Source organism: Nocardia sp. NPDC127526 (assembly GCF_042672265.1).
In the GTDB taxonomy this organism is placed as follows: domain Bacteria; phylum Actinomycetota; class Actinomycetes; order Mycobacteriales; family Mycobacteriaceae; genus Nocardia.
In genome coordinates this window covers 122,072-140,765 of record NZ_JBHXVO010000015.1, presented here as the reverse complement: position 1 = coordinate 140,765, position 18,694 = coordinate 122,072, and the positions used below count along the sequence as shown (strand labels likewise).

14 protein-coding genes and 1 tRNA gene are annotated in these 18,694 nt (G+C 68.1%); 7 read left to right on the top strand and 8 right to left on the bottom strand.

The window, feature by feature from the left end; genetic code table 11:
• The first annotated feature begins 74 nt into the window (after positions 1–74).
• From ACFVIV_RS23535 to ACFVIV_RS23525, 3 genes are all read left to right on the top strand, one after another.
• Positions 75–2,228 (top strand): ATP-dependent DNA helicase UvrD2, encoded by a 2,154-nt coding sequence (locus ACFVIV_RS23535; RefSeq protein ID WP_379199706.1) that lies wholly within the window; start codon positions 75–77, stop codon positions 2,226–2,228.
• 140 nt (positions 2,229–2,368) lie between these two features.
• Complete coding sequence (locus ACFVIV_RS23530) at positions 2,369–2,731, top strand: hypothetical protein (protein WP_379199660.1); 363 nt, start codon at positions 2,369–2,371, stop codon at positions 2,729–2,731.
• 217 nt (positions 2,732–2,948) lie between these two features.
• On the top strand, positions 2,949–3,182 hold the full coding sequence (locus ACFVIV_RS23525; protein ID WP_379199704.1) for a WhiB family transcriptional regulator: 234 nt from the start codon (positions 2,949–2,951) through the stop codon (positions 3,180–3,182).
• Between the two features lie 167 nt (positions 3,183–3,349).
• Here the strand turns inward: ACFVIV_RS23525 and ACFVIV_RS23520 are convergent, their stop codons facing one another.
• The 3 genes from ACFVIV_RS23520 to ACFVIV_RS23510 all read right to left on the bottom strand — a co-directional run bounded on the left by ACFVIV_RS23520 (position 3,350) and on the right by ACFVIV_RS23510 (position 7,125).
• Positions 3,350–4,699, bottom strand: a complete 1,350-nt coding sequence (locus ACFVIV_RS23520) for an ABC1 kinase family protein (RefSeq protein WP_379199658.1) — start codon at positions 4,697–4,699, stop codon at positions 3,350–3,352.
• Between the two features lie 100 nt (positions 4,700–4,799).
• Positions 4,800–5,597, bottom strand: coding sequence for a TOMM precursor leader peptide-binding protein (locus ACFVIV_RS23515; RefSeq protein ID WP_379199656.1), 798 nt, complete (start codon positions 5,595–5,597; stop codon positions 4,800–4,802).
• A gap of 133 nt (positions 5,598–5,730) precedes the next feature.
• Complete coding sequence (locus ACFVIV_RS23510) at positions 5,731–7,125, bottom strand: zinc-dependent metalloprotease (RefSeq protein ID WP_379199655.1); 1,395 nt, start codon at positions 7,123–7,125, stop codon at positions 5,731–5,733.
• A gap of 85 nt (positions 7,126–7,210) precedes the next feature.
• Between ACFVIV_RS23510 and ACFVIV_RS23505 the strand changes: the two genes are divergently transcribed.
• Entirely contained in the window at positions 7,211–8,236 is a 1,026-nt protein-coding gene (locus ACFVIV_RS23505) for a PDZ domain-containing protein (RefSeq protein ID WP_379199653.1), read from the top strand.
• 144 nt (positions 8,237–8,380) lie between these two features.
• Here the strand turns inward: ACFVIV_RS23505 and ACFVIV_RS23500 are convergent, their stop codons facing one another.
• The gene (locus tag ACFVIV_RS23500) at positions 8,381–8,989 is read right to left on the bottom strand and encodes a PPA1309 family protein (protein WP_379199651.1); all 609 of its coding nucleotides are present in this window, start codon (positions 8,987–8,989) and stop codon (positions 8,381–8,383) included.
• 169 nt (positions 8,990–9,158) lie between these two features.
• On the opposite strand from ACFVIV_RS23500, the gene ACFVIV_RS23495 reads away from it, so the two are divergent.
• Positions 9,159–12,152 carry a UPF0182 family protein gene (locus ACFVIV_RS23495; RefSeq protein ID WP_379199649.1) on the top strand — a complete coding sequence of 998 codons (2,994 nt, stop codon included), beginning with the start codon at positions 9,159–9,161 and terminating at the stop codon, positions 12,150–12,152.
• Positions 12,153–12,337: 185 nt separating this feature from the next.
• On the opposite strand, the gene ACFVIV_RS23490 is transcribed toward ACFVIV_RS23495, so the two are convergent.
• Positions 12,338–12,871, bottom strand: coding sequence for a transglycosylase family protein (locus tag ACFVIV_RS23490; protein WP_379199647.1), 534 nt, complete (start codon positions 12,869–12,871; stop codon positions 12,338–12,340).
• A 520-nt stretch (positions 12,872–13,391) separates the two neighbouring features.
• On the opposite strand from ACFVIV_RS23490, the gene ACFVIV_RS23485 reads away from it, so the two are divergent.
• Positions 13,392–13,465: transfer RNA gene (locus ACFVIV_RS23485), tRNA-Met, on the top strand.
• A gap of 72 nt (positions 13,466–13,537) precedes the next feature.
• Here the strand turns inward: ACFVIV_RS23485 and ACFVIV_RS23480 are convergent.
• From ACFVIV_RS23480 to ACFVIV_RS23470, 3 genes are read right to left on the bottom strand one after another with little or no spacing between them, the layout of a single operon-like run.
• Positions 13,538–15,232 (bottom strand): glycerol-3-phosphate dehydrogenase/oxidase, encoded by a 1,695-nt coding sequence (locus ACFVIV_RS23480; protein WP_379199645.1) that lies wholly within the window; start codon positions 15,230–15,232, stop codon positions 13,538–13,540.
• Between the two features lie 39 nt (positions 15,233–15,271).
• Entirely contained in the window at positions 15,272–16,786 is a 1,515-nt protein-coding gene (gene glpK / locus ACFVIV_RS23475) for a glycerol kinase GlpK (protein ID WP_379199643.1), read from the bottom strand.
• Between the two features lie 49 nt (positions 16,787–16,835).
• Positions 16,836–17,630 (bottom strand): MIP/aquaporin family protein, encoded by a 795-nt coding sequence (locus ACFVIV_RS23470; RefSeq protein ID WP_379199641.1) that lies wholly within the window; start codon positions 17,628–17,630, stop codon positions 16,836–16,838.
• Between the two features lie 275 nt (positions 17,631–17,905).
• On the opposite strand from ACFVIV_RS23470, the gene ACFVIV_RS23465 reads away from it, so the two are divergent.
• Complete coding sequence (locus ACFVIV_RS23465) at positions 17,906–18,670, top strand: IclR family transcriptional regulator (RefSeq protein ID WP_379199639.1); 765 nt, start codon at positions 17,906–17,908, stop codon at positions 18,668–18,670.
• Positions 18,671–18,694: the final 24 nt, after the last annotated feature.

Below are 18,694 nucleotides of genomic sequence, written 5' to 3'. Positions count from 1 at the left end.
TAGTCCGGAACGGTCGGTTCTATCAGGCACACGACCGATATCACGTGCGAACTCTGTCGGATCCTGCTGCCATGATGGAGCGCGTGACTGCCGCCGCGACCCAGCAGGACGAACTCCGGCTCGACGAACTCGATGCCGAGCAAGCGGCGGCCGTGCGGGCGCCGCGTGGGCCGGTGTGTGTGCTGGCCGGGGCGGGGACGGGGAAGACGCGCACTATTACCCATCGGATCGCGCATCTGGTGTCGGCCGGGCATGTGAAGGCCGATCAGGTGTTGTCGGTGACGTTCACGGCGCGGGCGGCGGGGGAGTTGCGCGGTCGGCTGCGGGCGCTGGGGCTGGGCGGGGAGGCCGGGCAGGTGCAGGCGCGCACCTTTCACGCGGCGGCGTTGCGGCAGCTCAAATACTTCTGGCCGCAGGTCGTGGGCGATGTGCCGTGGCGGCTGATCGACAGCAAATTCCCCATCGTGGCGCAGGCCGCCGGGCGGGCGGGGCTGTCCACCGACACCGAGACGCTGCGCGATCTGTCGAGTGAGATCGAGTGGGCGAAGGGCTCGCTCATCGCGCCGGAGGATTACGCGGCCACGGTGGCCCGGATCCAGCGCGACGCGCCCTACGAGGCGTCGAAGGTCGCGGCGGTCTACTCCGCCTACGAAAAGCTGAAGACCTCCGCGGACGGGCTGCTGCTGGACTTCGACGATCTGCTGTTGCACACCGCCGCCGCGCTCGAGGACTATCCCTCGGTCGCCGAGGAGTTCCGCGGCCGCTACCGGTGTTTCGTGGTCGACGAATATCAGGACGTCACGCCCTTGCAGCAGCGCGTGCTCGACGCCTGGCTCGGTGAGCGCGACGATCTGACCGTGGTCGGCGACGCCAACCAGACCATCTACTCCTTCACCGGAGCCAGTCCCACCTTCCTGCTGGACTTCTCGCGCCGGTTCCCGGAGGCCACGGTGGTGCGGCTGGAGCGCGACTACCGCTCCACCCCGCAGGTGGTGTCGCTGGCCAATCGGGTGATCGGCGCGGCGCGCGGGCGGATCGCGGGCACGCGATTGCAGTTGATCGGCCAGCGCGCCGACGGCCCGGAACCGGTCTTCGCCGAATACGACGACGAACCCGCCGAGGCGACCGCGGTCGCCAAGGCCATTGCCAAACTGCTGGGCAAGGGCGTGCCCGCCGCGGAGATCGCGGTGCTCTACCGCATCAATGCCCAGTCCGAAGCCTATGAGCAGGCGCTGACCGAGGCCGGCATCCCGTTTCAGGTGCGCGGCGGCGAAGGCTTCTTCGCGCGCACCGAGGTGCGCCAGGCCGTGCAGGCCCTACGCCAGGCCGCGGCCCGCGACGATCTGCCCGACGTCCGCGGCGCCGACCTGGTGACCTTGGTGCGCGCGGTGCTGGCCAAGCTCGGCCTCACCAATGAGGAGCCCGCGGGCGTGCAGGCCCGGGAACGCTGGTCCTCGCTGGTCGCGCTGGTCCAGCTGACCGAGGAACTCACCGGCCACGACGCCGATCTCGAACTCACCGGACTGCTGCGCGAGCTCGCCGCCCGCGCGGAGGCCCGGCACCCACCCACCGTGCAGGGCGTCACCCTGGCCTCGCTGCACGCGGCCAAGGGCCTGGAGTGGGATGCGGTCTTCCTGGTCGGCCTGGCCGACGGCACACTGCCCATCCAGCATGTGCTCGGTCCGGACGGCTCGGTCGCCGACGAGGCGTCCCTCGAGGAGGAGCGCCGCCTCCTCTATGTCGGCGTCACCCGCGCCCGCGAGCACCTGCACCTGTCCTGGGCGCTGGCCCGCTCCGAGGGCGGCCGCAAGGTGCGGCGGCGGTCGCGCTTCCTCATCGGCCTGGTGCCCGATGATTCGCCGGCCTCGCGCATCGCCCAGCACACCACCGATCGGCGCGGCCCCAAACGGGTGCATCCGACCTGCCGGGTATGCGGCCGCCCGCTGCTGAACACCCAGGCCACCATGCTCGGCCGCTGCTCGCGCTGCCCGGCCGACGTGGATCCGGAGCTGCTGACCGCCCTGCAGGAGTGGCGCCGGGAGAAGGCCGACGAGCTGAAGCTCCCGCACTTCGTGGTGTTCAGCGATACGACGCTCACCGCCATCGCGGAACAGCGTCCCGCCGATGACCGGGCGCTGGTGGCCATTCCGGGCATCGGCGCCAAGAAGCTGCAGACCTATGGTGCGGACGTGCTCGCCATCGTTCGTTCTCGCATACGGAACCAATAGTGCGCAAGACCGCAAAACTGCTGGTCAAAAATAGGTTGTGCGCATCCGTATGACTCCCTAGGGTGGTTGGCATGCACCCGGGGAGGATTCCCGGCGCGCATTTGACCTAACGGCAACGAGTACAGGAGGGAGGCAGACCCGTGTTGAACATTACGAGCACCGCATCGACGCACGCCATTCAGAGCGCTGTGGCGATGCCGCGTGTGCTGTCCGACGTGTCCGCCTCCCGGGGCAACTCCTTTGCGCAGCAGGGGATTCGTCTGTCCAGCGGTGGCGATCTTGGTCTTCAGGTCTTTGCAAGCAAAGCGCAAGCGCCGATGAGCAACATCGTCATCAAGCAGGACAAGCCCATGGAGGCCTGGCACCCGGCAGCCGCCTATGGCGCTACCGGCCGCTTCGCGGTTGAAACCGGAACGAACCCGGTGGATCTGCTGGCAGCCCGCCTCCGTCACACCCACCTTGCGACCGTGAACAGGAGTCGACACCGAAGTCGACTCAGGTAGGGGACCACTCCCCGGACCAACTGGCCACGGATCGCCCGACAGCGAAACCGTGGCCATAGTTTTATCGGCCTCCGGCCACCGGCACCGGTTTCGCAGCACAGAGAACGAACCGTTGCACGAGCAAAAGGAGACCGACGTGTCCACCACGGTTACCCGTGACCGCGTGACATGCCGCACCACCGTGGCCCCCACTACCCGCGTCCGCCGGGGAGTCACCATGACCCTGCCCTGCCGGGTCGGCAACCCGGACCTGTGGTTCGCCGAGAGCCCGGCTCAGCTGGAAGAGGCCAAGGCGCTGTGCGCCAGCTGCCCGATCCGGCAGGGCTGCCTGTCCGCCGCCATCGATCGCGGTGAGCCGTGGGGTGTTTGGGGCGGTGAGATCTTCGACCAGGGTGTCGTGATCGCCCGCAAGCGTCCCCGTGGCCGCCCGCGCAAGGTCGCAGTGGCATGAGAACCCCCGTAACGGGGGGATACGATTGGAAGTACGAACCAGAACAACCCGCTTGCCTGACGGCAAGCGGGTTGTTTTACGTATAGGGGCGGAAACGAACAACCCGCCGAACGGGACGGCGGGTTGTTTTGCGTTATGGGGCAGGCTGATCAGTGAAGCAAACACCGTCAGCTGGCGGTGCGATATTCCTTGTAGCCCGGCACCCAGTCCTGCATGAGCTTCATGAACGGCAGCTCGGCGTCGAGCTGGGCGCAGATGCCGATGGAGCCGCCGAGGACCCGGAAGATCATCACGTGCTCGGCCGGAAGTTGCAGGGCCCGAGCGGTTTTCATCATGTCCTGATTGGTGATGTCGGTGGCCTTGCCGGCCACGCGCTGCATCCACCGGCGGGTGAAGTGGAAGGTCTCGGTGCGGATGGGGTCGGTGAAAGGCCGGAGGTAGTCCTCGATCTCCTTGTGGCTCACCGCCTTACCGGGAATCACCCAGCCGTTGTCGTACATGAGCTTGGTCAGCTCGTCGTAGCGCTCCTCGACGCCGAGGGCCACCATCTGGCCGAGAATGGGCGGGAAACCATTCGGCAGCGGGGCGCAGGCGCCGTAGTCGATGACGGCGAGGCGGCCGTCCTCGAGATACATGAAGTTGCCCGGATGCGGGTCGGCGTGCAACAGCCCGGCAATGGCCGGTGAGCTGAAATGGAATTCGCCCATCAGCGCGGCCACGGTATTGCGTAGCTCGTAGGTGCCCTCCGGATCCTCCATGCCGCGCTGGATGATCTTCGAGACCGGGGTGGCATCGTCCAGCCATTCGGTGACGATCACCTTGGGCGCGCTGGCAACGACTTTCGGCACCAGGAAGCGCGGATGCCCGTCGAAGGCCTTGGCGAACTGGCGCTGATGCCCGCCCTCGATGCGGTAGTCGAGCTCCTCCTCGGTGCGCTCGCTGATCTCGGCCAGGATCGGCTTGACGTCCGCGCCGGGAATCAGGGCGCCGATCATGCTCGCCATGCGATTGAGCGTCTTGAGATCCGCGCGCAGCGCCTCGTCCGCGCCCGGATACTGCACCTTCACCGCGACAATGCGGCCATCGGACCATTCCGCCTTGTGCACCTGGCCGATGCTGGCCGAGGCGGTGGGCTCGTCGTCGAAATGCTGGAACCGTTGCCGCCAGCCGGTTCCCAGCTGCTGGTCGAGCTGGCGGTGCACGGCGGCGGCCGGCATGGGCGGGGCCGCGGCCTGCAATTTGGTGAGCGCCTCGCGGTAGTGTTCGCCGAACTCCTCGGGGACCGCCGCTTCCATGACCGACAGGGCCTGGCCGAACTTCATCGCGCCGCCCTTGAGCTCACCGAGGACCGCGAACAGTTGTTCCGCGGCCTTCTGATTGAGCTCCGCGTTGATTTCCTGTTTGTCGCCCCCGGCAAGTTTGCGGCCGAACCCGACGGCCGCCCGCCCTGCGATGCCGAGTGGAATCTTGGCCAACTTGGCATTGCGGGAGGAGCGCTTGCTCACAATCTCTGACACGTTCCCATCATGCCGATGTCCCAGACGGTCCGGTAGGGGATTCGGGTGTTCTACCGGGTCAGGAAGGTTAGTGGTATCGGTCACAATGGCCGCCTTCCGGCTATCTTCCGGCGCAATCGCAGCGTGGGTGCGGAAACCAGGGGCGGCGATCGAGATGGTGTGAATCCAAATTCAGCTCCAGGGTCGCGTTCAGGGTCGCCGGCGGGCGGGTCGGATTGCCGTGGGCGATCCGCTCGATCTCGGTGAGCGCCAAGGCCGCAACGGCCGCGACGCCGGCGGGGGAGCAGTGGCCGACGCGGTCCAGCAGTTGCGCGCTCAGGCGCGGCCAGGCCGGATCGCGGTCGCAGCGGTGCAGATCGGCGCAGCGCAGGCAGCTGGTCGCGCCGGGCAGCACGAGCGGGCCGATGAGACCGTGGCCGTCGCGCAGGCGAACGGGAAGATGCGGAACCCGACCGCGCACGAGTTCGGCCACCAGCACCGGATCCGGCACCAGGGTGTCGGCGAGGAGGGTGAGGTCGGCCCGGGAACGGGTGGGGCGCAGGCCGATACGGCGCAGTCCGGCATCCAGGGCGTCCGAGAGCGGGCCGCGGCCGTGGATGCGGACGGCGTGCAGCCGAGTGCCCGGTTCGCCGGCCACCAGCAGACCGGTGGCGGCCAGTTCGGTGAGGAGTTCGGCCGCGATCTCGGTGTCGAAACCCAGTTCCCGGGCGTGCCAGAGGATCTGCGGTCGGGTCCGGGAGCCGTCGAGCAGGCGCAGGAAGGCGGGGACGGGGCCGGGAGCGTGCACGATGAGCGCGTGCCCGGGGCTCCAGCCGAGCTGGACCGTGCCATCGGGGCGCAGTAGCACCGGGATTCGCGGATCGAGCCGCGGGCCGCGCGTGGGCGCGAGCGTGGTCATCCTCGCAGTGTGCACGGGCCCGGATACGCGACAACCCGCGAAAACGCTTGACGATCAGCGCTTTCGCGGGTTGTCCACAAGTTCCAGGCGGAGGGCTTGCCCGCGGTGTCAGGCGGAGGGCTTGCCCGCGGTGTCAGGCGGAGGGCTTGCCCTCGTCGTCGCCGGGCTCCTCGGCCTGCTTCTTCTCCAGCCGCTCGCGCTCCTCGGTCTCGGCGAGCTGGGCCAGCGGATCGTCGAAGGAGCTCGCGCCGCCGCCGATCACCGAATCGATGAACCCGGCGGGCGAATCCAGATCGGAGGAGTCGGGTAGCAGGTCCGGATGCGCCCACACCCCGTCGCGCTGCTCCGCCCCGGCGTCGGTGGTGAGCCGCCGCCACAGCGCCGCGGCCTCGCGCACCTTGCGCGGGCGCAGTTCCAGACCGACCAGGGTGGCGAAGGTCTGCTCGGCCGGCCCGCCGGTGGCGCGGCGGCGGCGCAGCGTCTCGGCCAGCGCGCCCGCACCGGGCAGCCGGTCGCCGACCGCGTCGGCCACCACGGTCTCCACCCAGCCCTCGATGAGGGCCAGCAGGGTCTCCAGGCGTTCCAGCGCGGCCTTCTGCTCCGGGGTCGTCTGCGGTTCGAAAGTGCCCTGGGAGAGCAGCTCTTCCAGCTTGGACGGGTCCGCCAGCGACATCGGGTCCAGGCCCTGGGCGGCCTGTTCGATGGCGGAGAAGTCCATCTTGATGCCGCGCGCGTAGTCCTCCACCGCGCCCAGCACCTGCGGCCGCAGCCACGGCACATGCGCGAACAGCCGCTGATGCGCGGCCTCGCGCGCGGCCAGGAAGACCATGATCTCGCTCTCGGGCTGCTCCAGGCCCTCGCTGAACTCGGAGATGGCCGTGGGCAGTAGCGCGGCGGTGCCGGCCGGTCCCAGCGGGAGACCGATATCGGTGGAGGTCAGCACCTCCTTGGCGAGCTGGCCCAGCGCCTGGCCCAGCTGCGAACCGAAGGCGAGCCCGCCCATCTGGCTGAGCATGCCCATCATCGGGGCCGCGAACTCCTTGGCCTCCTCGGGGAGGGTGGCGGTCCACATGCCCGAAACCTGTTGCGCCACCGGATCGCAGAGCCGCTTCCAGGTGGGCAGCGTCTCCTCGATCCAGTCATTGGCGGTCCAGGCCACCGTCTTGGTCGCGCCGGCGGGGAAGGTGGTGGCGGCGTCCAGCCAGAGTTCGGCCAGGTGCGCGGCATCGGCGACGGCGCGCTGCGCGCCCTGGCTCACCGGTGTGACGCTGGCGCCCAGCTGCTGGCGGGCCAGCCGCTTGGCGATGTCGTAGTTGACCGGGCCGGAGGTCGCGCCCGGCTGGCTCATGCTGGTGAACATGGCACCCAGCTGGGTCAGCATCTGACCCAGCTGCGAGGGATCGAATCCGCCGCCGCCCGGACCGCCGAGTCCGAACGGGTTGTTCGCACCGGAACCGCTGGACTGATCGCCGGGCTTGCGCTCCGGATCGTCGTCGCGATTCGAGAATCCGAACGGAAAGTCACTCATGCCATCTACGGTACTGGAGCCGCGAACGCGTCGAACCGGCGAGCGGAGCGCGGCAATCACCCACATCACCAGTACCCTTGCTGCCGTGACTCGCCGCATATTCACCCTGCTCGCCGCGCTGATCCCGATTCTGGTGCTCGGCCTCGTGGGCAGTGTCGTCACCGTTCCGTTCGTGGCGCTCGGACCTGGGCCGACCTTCAATACGCTGGGCGAAGTCAATGGAAAACAGGTGGTCGAGGTGCGGGATGTGCCGGTCGATCCGACCACCGGCAATCTGAATATGACGACGGTCTCCGTTCGCGATCAGCTGAATATTTTCGAGGCATTGGGCCTGTGGCTGGACGGCGAGAACGGTCTTGTTCCACGCGCCGAGGTCTATCCGCCCGGCGTATCGCGTGACGAGATCGACAAATCCAATAAGCAGGAGTTCAAGGATTCCGAAGACAATGCGGAATTGGCGGCGCTGCATTATCTGAAGATGCCGACCGTGGTGCGCCTGCGCGCGGTCACCGAGGACGGCCCCGCCAAGGACGTGCTGCGCCAGGGCGACGAACTGCTCACAGTCGACGGCAAACCCGTCACCACCACCAAGGACGTGGTGACAGCGGTCTCCTCCGCCAAGCCCGGCGCGACGATCCCGGTGACCTTCCGCCGTGACGGCGCGGAGCAGACCGCGGAGATCACCCTCGGCGCCCGCCCCGACGACGCCGAAAAGGGCTACCTCGGCATCACCCCCGGCGAATTCGCGGTAGGCCCCATCCAGGTCGACTTCAACCTCGCCGAAATCGGCGGCCCCTCCGCCGGTCTCATGTTCACCCTCGCCCTCATCGACAAGCTCACCCCCGGCGAGCTCAGCGGCGGCAAGTTCGTGGCCGGCACCGGGACCATCGACCCCGAGGGCAAGGTCGGCCCGATCGGCGGCATCCAATACAAGATGATCGCCGCCCGCGCGGCAGGCGCCCAGACGTTCCTTGTCCCGGCCGCCAACTGCAACGAGGCCGCCGCCCGCACCCCCGACGGCCTGCGCCTGATCAAGGTCGAAAACCTCACCGGTGCAGTGGAAGCGCTCGACAACCTGAACGCTGGGAAGGACACGCCGAGCTGCGGCTGAGCACCACCCGCGTCGCCTCAACCGGCCGTCGCCTCAACCCGTCATCCCGGCGCGCTTTTGGCCGGGATCTCGCTCCCGTCGGGTGGATTCCGGCCAAAAACACGCCGGAATGACGAGGAGTCGGACGAAGAGTCTTTCGACCCGCTAGAACTCGTCCGGGTCGTTCTCCAACGTGTGGCGGAGCGCTTCAACGAGATTCGGCGCGAGATTCGGCGCGGTGCGCAGTTCGAGGTCGCCCCACGGATCTTCCTCGTCCTCGGACGGGCGGACCTGCAACAGCGACAGTGACGTGCCGTCGCGCAGCACGCCGACGAACAGCCGGGCATCGCGGCGGCCCGGGTGGGTGACGGCGGCGCGGCGGGCGGCGCGGTCGGCCGCATCGCGATCGGCGAGCAAGGGCGCGATGGCGTCGTCGAGCGTCTGCTCCGCGGCGGGCGGCAGCACTACGATCTGCTGCACCAGCACGCACCCCTCCACCGATAGCGGCCAACTGGTGGTCGCCAGGAATTCGTCGAGCGCCCTGGCATCGGCCTCCCCGGCGATATCCTCCGGGAACGGTTCCTGCGCAATCGGCGTCAGCGCGTCCGCCGCATCCACCTGATTCAGCAGCGACGGCTCCGCCGCCACCAGATCGGCCGTCGGGACCAGCGCGAACATCTGCGGCGGGCGATCCCAGCCCTCACCGTCGACATACTCCGCGACTTCGCGAATACAGCGATACAGGGCGGACGCGGCCCACTGCTCAGGGTTCACCGCCCAATCCTCGCACCGCCGCCGCGAGCAACCGATCGCGGGTGTTGGGCCCGACTCCGGGCGTTTTACGTAGAGTGGGGCGCGAACGGTCCATTGGGACCAACTCATCATCGGACTGCGGCGCGCCGGCACCCCCGGCTGCGCCGCCGGACCCTGGGAGAGTGGCATCGTGGGCATGCGCCCTGCGACAGGCTTACCTTCGCTGTCCCGCCGCAGCCGTGTGCTGTTGGTGACGGCCCTGGTGCTTGCGGCTCTATTACTCGTCGGGCCGCGTCTCACCGACGCCTATACGAACTGGTTGTGGTTCGGGGAAGTGGGCTTCCGCGGCGTCTATCACACGGTGCTGCTGACGCGGATCCTGTTGTTCCTCGTGGTCACGCTGGTGGTGGCGGCCATCATCTGGCTGGCGTTGCTGCTGGCGTACCGGTCGCGGCCGGTCTTCGTGCCGGTGTCCGGGCCGGGCGATCCCATCGCGCGCTACCGCACCACCGCCATGAGCCATCTGCGCCTGTTCGGGCTCGGCATCCCGCTGCTGATCGGCGTGCTGTCCGGGCTGGTGGCGCAGTCGAGCTGGGTCACGGTGCAGCTGTTCCTGCACGGCGGCTCGTTCGGGGTGAAGGATCCGCAGTTCAATCTGGACGTCGGCTTCTACGCCTTCGATCTGCCGTTCTACCGCATGGTGCTGAACTGGCTGTTCGTCGCCGTGGTGATCGCGTTCTTCGCGAATCTGGTGACGCACTACGTCTTCGGCGGGGTGCGGCTGTCCGGCCGTGAGGGCACGCTGAGCACGGCGGCGCGGGTGCAGCTGGCGGTGCTGGCGGGAATGTTCGTGCTGCTCAAGGCGATCGCGTACTGGTTCGATCGGTATGCGCTGCTGTCGAGCACGCGCAAGGAGCCGACCTTCACCGGTGGTTCCTACACCGATATCAACGCGGTGCTGCCGGCCAAGCTGATCCTGCTGTCCATCGCGGTCATCTGCGCGCTGGCCTTCTTCGCCGGAGTCGTGCTGCGCGACTTGCGGATTCCCGCCATGGCGGCGGCGCTGCTGGTGCTGTCCTCGGTGCTGGTGGGCGCGGTGTGGCCGCTGCTGGTGGAGCAGTTCTCGGTGCGGCCCAATGCGGCCGACAAGGAGAGCGCCTACATCGAGCGCAATATCGAGGCCACCCGGGCGGCGTACGGAATCACCTCGGACAAGGTGGAGTACGTCGACTACAAGGGCGTGGCGCAGAAGGATCCGGTCAGCCTGCCCGCGGACCGCTCGACCATCGAGAACATCCGCCTGCTCGACCCGAACCTGCTGCAGCCCACCTTTATTCAGCGCAACCTGCAGCTGCGCAACTTCTACGGGTTCCCGGATCCGCTGGATATCGACCGCTACACCATCAATGGCGAGACCGCCGACTACATCGTGGCCGCCCGCGAACTGCAGCCGCAGAACCTGGCCGACAACCAGAAGGACTGGATCAACCAGCACACCGTCTACACCCACGGCAACGGGTTCGTCGCCTCCCCGGCGAACAAGGTGAACGTGGCCCCGCCGACGGATCCGTCCAAGGCGGCGCAGACCGATTCCGGTGGCGGCGGCTACGGCTATCCGGTCTTCGACGTGCCGGGGCCGAACGGCACCACGCTGAAGACGGTCAGCGATCTGGGCACCCCGGAGGCCGAGCAGGCCATCAAGGTCACCCAGCCCCGTATCTACTACGGCGAACTGATCTCCAAGTCGGACGCCGACTACGCCATTGTCGGCGGCAACAACCAGGCGCCGCGCGAATACGACACCGACACCTCGCAGTACACCTACACCGGTGCGGGCGGCGTGCCGATCGGCAACTGGTTCAACCGGTTCGCGTTCGCGGCCAAGTACGCCGAGCGGAACATCCTGTTCTCCGGCGCCATCGGGCCCGACTCGAAGATCATCTTCAATCGCAATCCGCGCGAACGCGTCGAGCACGTGGCGCCGTGGCTGACCCCCGACGGCGATACCTATCCCGCCGTGGTGGACGGGCGCATCGTGTGGATCGTGGACGCCTACACCACCCTCGACAACTTCCCGTACGCCCAGCGCACCTCGCTGGACGGCGTGATCGAGGACAGCATCGATCAGACCACCGGCCGGCTGCTGCCGCGCAAGGAGGTCTCCTACATCCGCAACTCGGTGAAGGCCACCGTCGACGCCTACGACGGCACGGTCAAGCTGTACGAGGTGGACAAGAACGATCCGGTGCTGCAGGCCTGGATGGGCGTGTTCCCGGGCGCGGTCACGCCGGAGAGCGAGATCAGCGCGGATCTGCGGGCGCACTTCCGTTACCCGGAGGACCTGTTCAAGGTGCAGCGCGAGATGCTGGCGAAGTATCACGTGGACGATCCGCGAGAGTTCTTCACCAACAACGCCTTCTGGTCGGTCTCCAACGATCCGACCCAGGAGGGCGCGGCCGCGGGCGCGCATCAGCCGCCGTACTACGTGCTGCTGGGCGATCCCAAGACCGGCAAGCCGTCGTTCAATCTGACCAGCGTCATGGTCGGCTACAAGCGGAACTTCCTGTCGGCCTACATCCAGGCCGCCTCGGATCCGGAGAACTACGGCAAGCTCACGGTCTACAAGCTGCCGGTGGATTCGCAGACACCGGGCCCCGGCCAGACACAGACATCGATGACCACCTCCGATGAAGTGTCGCGCGACCGGAACCTGCTGACCGGCGGCAATGTCAACAAGATCAGGTACGGCAACCTGCTGACCCTCCCGGTCGGCGACGGCGGCATCCTCTATATCGAGCCCTGGTACCTGGAACGCAATACCGGCGGCACCAACGCCCCGTCCTACCCGCAGCTGGTGAAGGTCCTCGCCAGCTACCGCGACAAGGTCGGCTACGGCTCCACCGTCGAGGAAGCCCTCAACAAGGTCCTCCCCGGCAGCGGCAGCGCGGCAACCACCCAGCCCAACCAACAGGGCACCACCCCGCCGAACCAGGGCACCACCCCACCTGACCAGGGCGGCGCGGTCACCCCGCCCACGGTCGGCAAGGACGCCGCGGTCAAACAGATCGACGACGCCCTCCGCGCGGTCACCGACGCCCAGAAGTCCGGTGACCTGGGCGCATTGGGCAAGGCGCTCGAACAGCTCCAAACAGCTGTCGACGCCTACGAGAAGGCGGGCGGCTAGCAACCGCTGTCGGTTGAGAGGCCATGGGGCCCAGGGCAGAAAGCCCTGGGCCCCACCCCTTTCCGGGGGTTTGGGGGCGTAGCCCCCAAGCCCCTTCCATCCCTTGGATACCAAAAGGCGCTGCCGTCTCCATTGACGGCAGCGCCTTTTGCTTCTCCCGGTATGAGGAAGGAGTCTGTGGTGGGTCAGCGACCCCAGGACTCGATGAGCGCGGCGTTCTGCTCCAGCACCTGCTGGTACTGCGCCTGCACGCCGAACTGCTCGGCGTAATCGCCGGCCACCTGCTTGGCCTGGTCGATGAGCGCCTGCCGGTCGTTGGGGGCCGGGGCGGGCGCGACCGGAACGACTTCCGGCTCGGGCGCCGGGGCGGGCTCGGAGACGCCCGCGCGCAGATACTGGCCGCAGACCGGCCAGGCGCCGACGCCCTGCGTGGCGAGCACGTTCTCGGCCACGCGGATCTGCTCGGCCTTGCTCGCATTGTGCGCGTACCCGCTGCCGCCGTTGGCCACCCAGGTGCTGTGCGAGAACTGCAGGCCACCGTAGTAGCCATTGCCGGTATTGATGCCCCAGTTGCCGCCGCTTTCGCACTGGGCGACGCCGTCCCAGTCGTGGGTGGCGGCGGAAGCGGTCGCTGTGAAGCCGAACGGGACGGCAACAAGGGCGCCGGTGACGGCCGCGAGACCGAGGACGCGGGTGTTGATCTTCCGGTTCTGTTTCATGTGGTGTCCCTCCCTGCGCCCACCGGCCCCGGCGCGTTTGCCGCGCCGTGTCCCTGTCCCCAGGACTCGGGGTACCCGACCGCGGGACAGGGTTTCCGATGCGCGGCGGTTCGGGTCGGAGCCCATCACAGGTTTGATCCGGGCCGCTCCTGACGATAACGAGCAAATCTCGGCAGATCACGTCTTGATAACTTCGGAATTGCATGAAGCGAATAACCGGAAAAACACCGTTGATGCAGGTTGGCTATGCTGCATTTCGAAATTCCGAATGGTCTGTTATACGCTCGTGATGTGACTCAACTCACTATGATTTTGTGAGGTGAGTCACGTTTTCGAGCCCCGTGAACGGTCAACGCGCGCACGAGGGCCTCGATCCGGGCCTTGCACCCCGCATGCGTTCCGATGCCTTCCGGATCTGCCGCCGCACCGCTTGGAAAGATCGGATTAACATCCCCGAACATGCGCCTGACCTGCCGATTTGGAGCTTCTACGCAGCCGTGTGTAATGTTGTATTCACCGACGCGGGGTGGAGCAGCTCGGTAGCTCGCTGGGCTCATAACCCAGAGGTCGCAGGTTCAAATCCTGTCCCCGCTACTAGCGAAACGGCCCGGAACCATCAGGTTCCGGGCCGTTTTCGTATTTGCCGGTCGCGCGCCTGTCCGTGGTTCAGGCCGGTGACGGTTCCCCGGCGGCCAGCCGGGCGGCATTGGCCGCGTGGTCGTCGGCGGCCTGCTGGGCGGTGCGCTCGGCCTCGACTCGCTGGGTGTAGTGGCGGATCTCCGCCTGCTCGCGCTCGGCGTCCCAGCCGAGGTGCGGCGCCGCCAGCGCCGCGGCTTCCGCCGCCGCCGCGAGTCCGCGGTCGGGCTGATCGATGGAGATCCTGGTGCGCCGGGTCAGGATGTCCACCAGTCGCAGCGCTCCCTCGTGGGTGACCGCGTAGACCACCTCGGCCCGCAGATAGTCGGGTGCGCCGGAGAGTGGTTCGGCCAGGTCCGGGCGCTCGGCGACGAGGTCGAGCAATTCGCTGATCAGGGCGCCGTAGCGGCGCAGTAGATGCTCGACGGTGGCCGGGGCGAGTCCCGTGCGCTCCGCGAGATCTTGGCGCTCGCGCCACATTTCGTCATATCCCAGCGCACCCAGCAGCGGGATGTGCTCGGTCAATGATCGCGGTGCGGCGCGACCGAAGCCGCGGACCGCGGCGTCGACCACGTCGGCGGCCATCACCCGGTAGGTGGTGTATTTGCCGCCGGCAACGACGAAGAGTCCGGGTGCGGGCTCGGCGACCGCGTGTTCCCTGGACAGCTGGGCGGTTTCGGCGGATTCTCCGGCCAGCAGGGGACGCAGGCCCGCGTAGACGCCCACGATATCGGCCACGGTCAGCGGCTCGGCGAGCATGGCGTTGACGCGGGTGAGCAGATAGTCGACATCGGCCCGGCTCACCGCCGGGTGGGCGCGGTCGAGGTCCCAGTCGGTATCGGTGGTGCCGATGATCCAGTGCCGATCCCACGGAATGACGAACAGGACGCTCTTCTCGGTGCGCATGATCAGCCCGCTCCCGAGGTCGAGCCGGGCGCGCGGGACGAGCAGATGGACGCCCTTGGACATGCGGACCGTGAACGGTGCGGGCACACCGGCGATTCGGTGCGTCTCATCGGTCCACACCCCGGTCGCGCCGATCACCCGTCGGGCCGCCACGGTGAGCTCGGCGCCGGTCTCGGCATCGCGCACCACCGCCCCGGCGACCCGCTCGCCGGCCCGGACCAGCTCGGTCACCCGTGCCCCGGTGAGCACCGTCGCGCCGTACTGGGCGGCGGTGCGGGCCAGGGTCATGGTGTGGCGGGCGTCGTCGACCTGCGCCTCGTGGAACTGGATACCGCCGACCATGGCGCGCGGGTCCAGTCCGCGCGCCGCGCGCAGCACCCCGGCGCGGGACAGATGGCGATGCGGGGGCAACTGCCTGGTCCGGCCGATCAGGTCGTAGAGCAGCACCCCCGCCCCGGCGTAGCCGCGTTCCCAGACCCGGTGCCGCAGCGGGAAGAGCAGCGGCACCGGGCGCACCAGGTGCGGAGCGAGCTTGTTCAACAGCAGCCTGCGCTCCTTGAGGGCTTCGAAGACCAGCTTGAAGTCGAGCTGCTCCAAATAGCGCAGGCCACCGTGGATCAGTTTGCTGGACCTGCTGGACGTGCCCGCTCCCCAATCCCGCGCCTCCACGAGGGCGACCGAGAAGCCGCGCGAGGCGGCATCGAGCGCGGCGCCCGCCCCGACCACGCCGCCGCCGATGACCAGCACGTCGAACTCCTCGCTGGCCAGCTTGCGCAGCGCGGCCGCGCGATAGTCCGGGCCGAGACGTGGGGCGGGCATTGCTGTTCTCCTTGGTGAGCGGGCGGGTTCGCCGGACTGTCAGGCCTCGTCCTCGACCCAGTCGAAGGTCTTGGTGACGGCCTTCTTCCAGTTGCGGTATTCGGCTTCCCGGCGGGTCTCGTCCAGGGCCGGCTGCCACCGCTTGTCCTCGGCCCAGTTCGTCCGGATGGCGTCCTCGCTCTCCCAGAATCCGACGGCGAGACCGGCGGCGTAGGCCGCGCCGAGCGCGGTGGTCTCCGCGACGACCGGGCGAATGACCTCGACCCCGAGGATGTCGGCTTGGAACTGCATGAGCAGTTCGTTGACGACCATTCCGCCGTCCACCTTGAGCGAGGTGAGCGCGACGCCGGAGTCGGCGTTCATGGCGTCGATGACCTCGCGGGTCTGGAAGGCGGTGGCCTCCAGGACGGCCCGCGCGAGATGGCCCTTGTTCACGAAGCGCGTGAGCCCGACGATCGCGCCGCGGGCGTCGGAGCGCCAGTAGGGCGCGAACAGTCCGGAGAAGGCGGGCACGAAGTACGCGCCGCCATTGTCCTCGACGGAACGGGCGTGCTCCTCGATCTCGGCCGCCGAACCGATCATGCCGAGGTTGTCGCGCAGCCACTGCACCAGCGAACCGGTCACCGCGATGGCGCCCTCCAACGCGTACACCGGCTTCGCGTCGCCGAGCTTGTAGCAGACCGTGGTCAGCAGGCCATTATTCGAGAGCACCTTGTCGGTTCCGGTATTGAGCAGCACGAAATTGCCGGTGCCGTAGGTGTTCTTGGCTTCACCGGGGGACAGGCAGGCCTGGCCGAAGGTGGCGGCCTGCTGATCGCCGAGAATGCCCGCGATGGGCACGCCGGCCAGTGCGCCGCGAGCGCGCACCGTGCCGTAAACCTCGGAGGACGAACGGATTTCGGGGAGCAGCGACAGCGGCACGCCCATCTCCGCCGCGATCTCCGCATCCCATTGCAGCGTCTCCAGATCCATCAGCAGCGTGCGCGAGGCATTGGTCGGATCGGTGGCGTGCACGCCGCCGTCCGTGCCGCCGGTCATATTCCACAGGATCCAGGTGTCCATATTGCCGAAGGCCAGTTCGCCCGCCTCCGCGCGCTCCCGGGCGCCTTCGACATTGTCCAGAATCCATGTGATCTTCGGTCCGGAGAAGTACGTCGCCAGCGGCAATCCGGTCTTGTCCCGGTACCGTTCCTGCCCGCCGCCGAGCTGGCCGAGCTCCTCGGCGATGCGGTCGGTGCGGGTGTCCTGCCACACGATGGCGTTGTAGACCGGTTCCCCGGTGGCGCGATCCCAGACCACGGTGGTCTCGCGCTGGTTGGTGATGCCGACCGCGGCGATATCGGCGGCGGTGAGATCGCCCTTGGCCAGTGCGCCCGCGACCACCGCGCGGGTGTTCTCCCAGATCTCGGCCGGATCGTGTTCCACCCAGCCCGCGCGCGGGAAGATCTGGGTGTGCTCGCGCTGGTCGACGGCGATGACCGTGCCCGCGTGGTCGAAGATCATGGCGCGGGTCGAGGTGGTGCCCTGGTCGATCGCTGCGACGTATCGTGACATGGGGATTGTTCTCCTTAGGCGAAACTGTTTGGTGCTGCGCGTGATTCGATCAGAAGACGAGCTGCGAGACGAGTCCGGCCAGCACGCCGCCGATCACGGGGCCGACGACCGGGACCCAGGAGTAGGCCCAGTCACTGGATGCGGGTTCGGCCGTCGGTTCGGCGGCCGCGCCCAGGCTCGCGGCGTGCGCGTGGACCGGCTCCGGGGCGGTGCGCCGCAGCGGCAGCAGCGCGTGCGCGATGCGCGGGCCGAGGTCGCGCGCCGGGTTGATGGCGTAACCCGTCGGGCCGCCGAGCGAGGCGCCGAGGCCGACCACCAGCAGCGCGACCGCGAGCGGGCCGAGGCCGGAGGGCGTCTTCCCGAACGAGAGCACGACCAGGACCAGGATGAAGGTGCCGATCGCCTCGGTGGCGAGATTCCAGCCGTAGCTGCGGATGGCCGGGCCGGTCGAGAAGACGGCCAGCTTCTTGCCGTCGTCCGTCTCGGCGTCGAAATGCGGTTTGTACGCCACGAATACCAGGCAGGCGCCGAGGAACGCGCCGAGGAGCTGCCCGGCCACGTAGACCACCGTCGATCCGAAGGAGATGGCGACGCCCGGGGCGTACTCGTCGGCCCCGCTGCTCAGAATCCCCAGTGTCACCGCGGGATTGAGGTGCGCGCCGGATTTGAAGGCGACGTAGACGCCCGCCATGACGGCGAATCCCCACCCGAAATTGATCAGCAGCCAGCCGCCGTCGGCGCCCTTGGACTTCGCCAGCAGGACATTGGCCACGACTCCGCCGCCGAGCAGTATCAGCACTCCCGTGCCGAGTACCTCGCTGACGAAAACCTCTGCGAGACCCACGATTTCTCCAATCTTCCGTGGGGCGGTCCCGGGCCACGTTGCCCGGATCCCGAAGTGCGCAGAACACTACGGTGATGTGGCACACACTCAATCGGTCCGGTTCGACAATGTCGAACGGTCGCGCTGGCGTGATCTCCACGTCATGCGCCCGTCCGGCACTATGACCTAGATCACATTGGGGAAGGCGCAGGTCACAATGGCGGCGCCGGTCGAGCGGCCACAGCGGTTCGGCGTTCGACATTGTCGGACCCGCTCGGTGAAATACGTTGTCCGCTATGCCGGGCCCGGTGCAATCGATCGAGCGTGCGGGCGCGATGCTGCAATTGCTCGCCCGCAGTTCAGGCGGTCTCGGCGTCGGCGATATCGCCAACTCGCTCGAACTCGCCAAGGGCACCGCGCACGGCATCCTGCGGACGCTGCAGGCCATCGGCTTCGTCGAACAGGACCGCGGCGGCGGCAAATACCGGCTCGGCACGGCACTGCGGCACCTGGGCAACGGTCACCTGGACGCCAATGAACTGCGTTCCCGGGCGATCAACTGGGCCGACGCCCTCGCCGCGCGCAGCGGTGAGGCCGTCCGGATCGGGGTGGCATCCCAGGACCGTGTGCTCGTGGTGCACCACGTATTCCGGCCGGACGACACCCCGCAGACCCTCGATGTGGGCGCGCTGCTGCCGCTGCACGCCACCGCTCTCGGCAAGATCCTGCTCGCCTACGACAGTGATCTGGCGGCCCGCATCCGCACCGGGAAGCTCGAGTCGCTCACCCGCCGGACCGTGATCCAACCGGCGCTGCTCGCCAAATCGCTGGCGGAGGTCAGGGACAACGCGTGGGCCGGCGAGTACGGCGAGCTCGAGCCCGGCGAGGCGAGCATCGCCGCCTCGATCCGCTCGCACGGCGGCCTGGTGGTCGGTGCGATCGGCATCTCCGGCGCCGCCGAACGGATCTTCCCGACCGGCCGGGGACCGGACCCGGCGCTGCTCGGGTACGTGCGTGACGCCGCCCGCGCGGTGTCGCGGGATCTGGTCGAGAACAAGTAAATCCCGGGGCGCGAGGGCCCCGAT

Bases quoted from the DNA above. Each gene is read 5' to 3' on its own strand.
- ACFVIV_RS23535 (WP_379199706.1), top strand. From the start codon at position 75: ATGGAGCGCGTGACTGCCGCCGCGACCCAGCAGGACGAACTCCGGCTC.
- ACFVIV_RS23525 (WP_379199704.1), top strand. From the start codon at position 2,949: ATGACCCTGCCCTGCCGGGTCGGCAACCCGGACCTGTGGTTCGCCGAG.
- ACFVIV_RS23515 (WP_379199656.1), bottom strand. From the start codon at position 5,597: ATGACCACGCTCGCGCCCACGCGCGGCCCGCGGCTCGATCCGCGAATC.
- ACFVIV_RS23510 (WP_379199655.1), bottom strand. From the start codon at position 7,125: ATGAGTGACTTTCCGTTCGGATTCTCGAATCGCGACGACGATCCGGAG.
- ACFVIV_RS23490 (WP_379199647.1), bottom strand. From the start codon at position 12,871: ATGAAACAGAACCGGAAGATCAACACCCGCGTCCTCGGTCTCGCGGCC.
- ACFVIV_RS23480 (WP_379199645.1), bottom strand. From the start codon at position 15,232: ATGCCCGCCCCACGTCTCGGCCCGGACTATCGCGCGGCCGCGCTGCGC.
- glpK (WP_379199643.1), bottom strand. From the start codon at position 16,786: ATGTCACGATACGTCGCAGCGATCGACCAGGGCACCACCTCGACCCGC.
- ACFVIV_RS23465 (WP_379199639.1), top strand. From the start codon at position 17,906: ATGCCGGGCCCGGTGCAATCGATCGAGCGTGCGGGCGCGATGCTGCAA.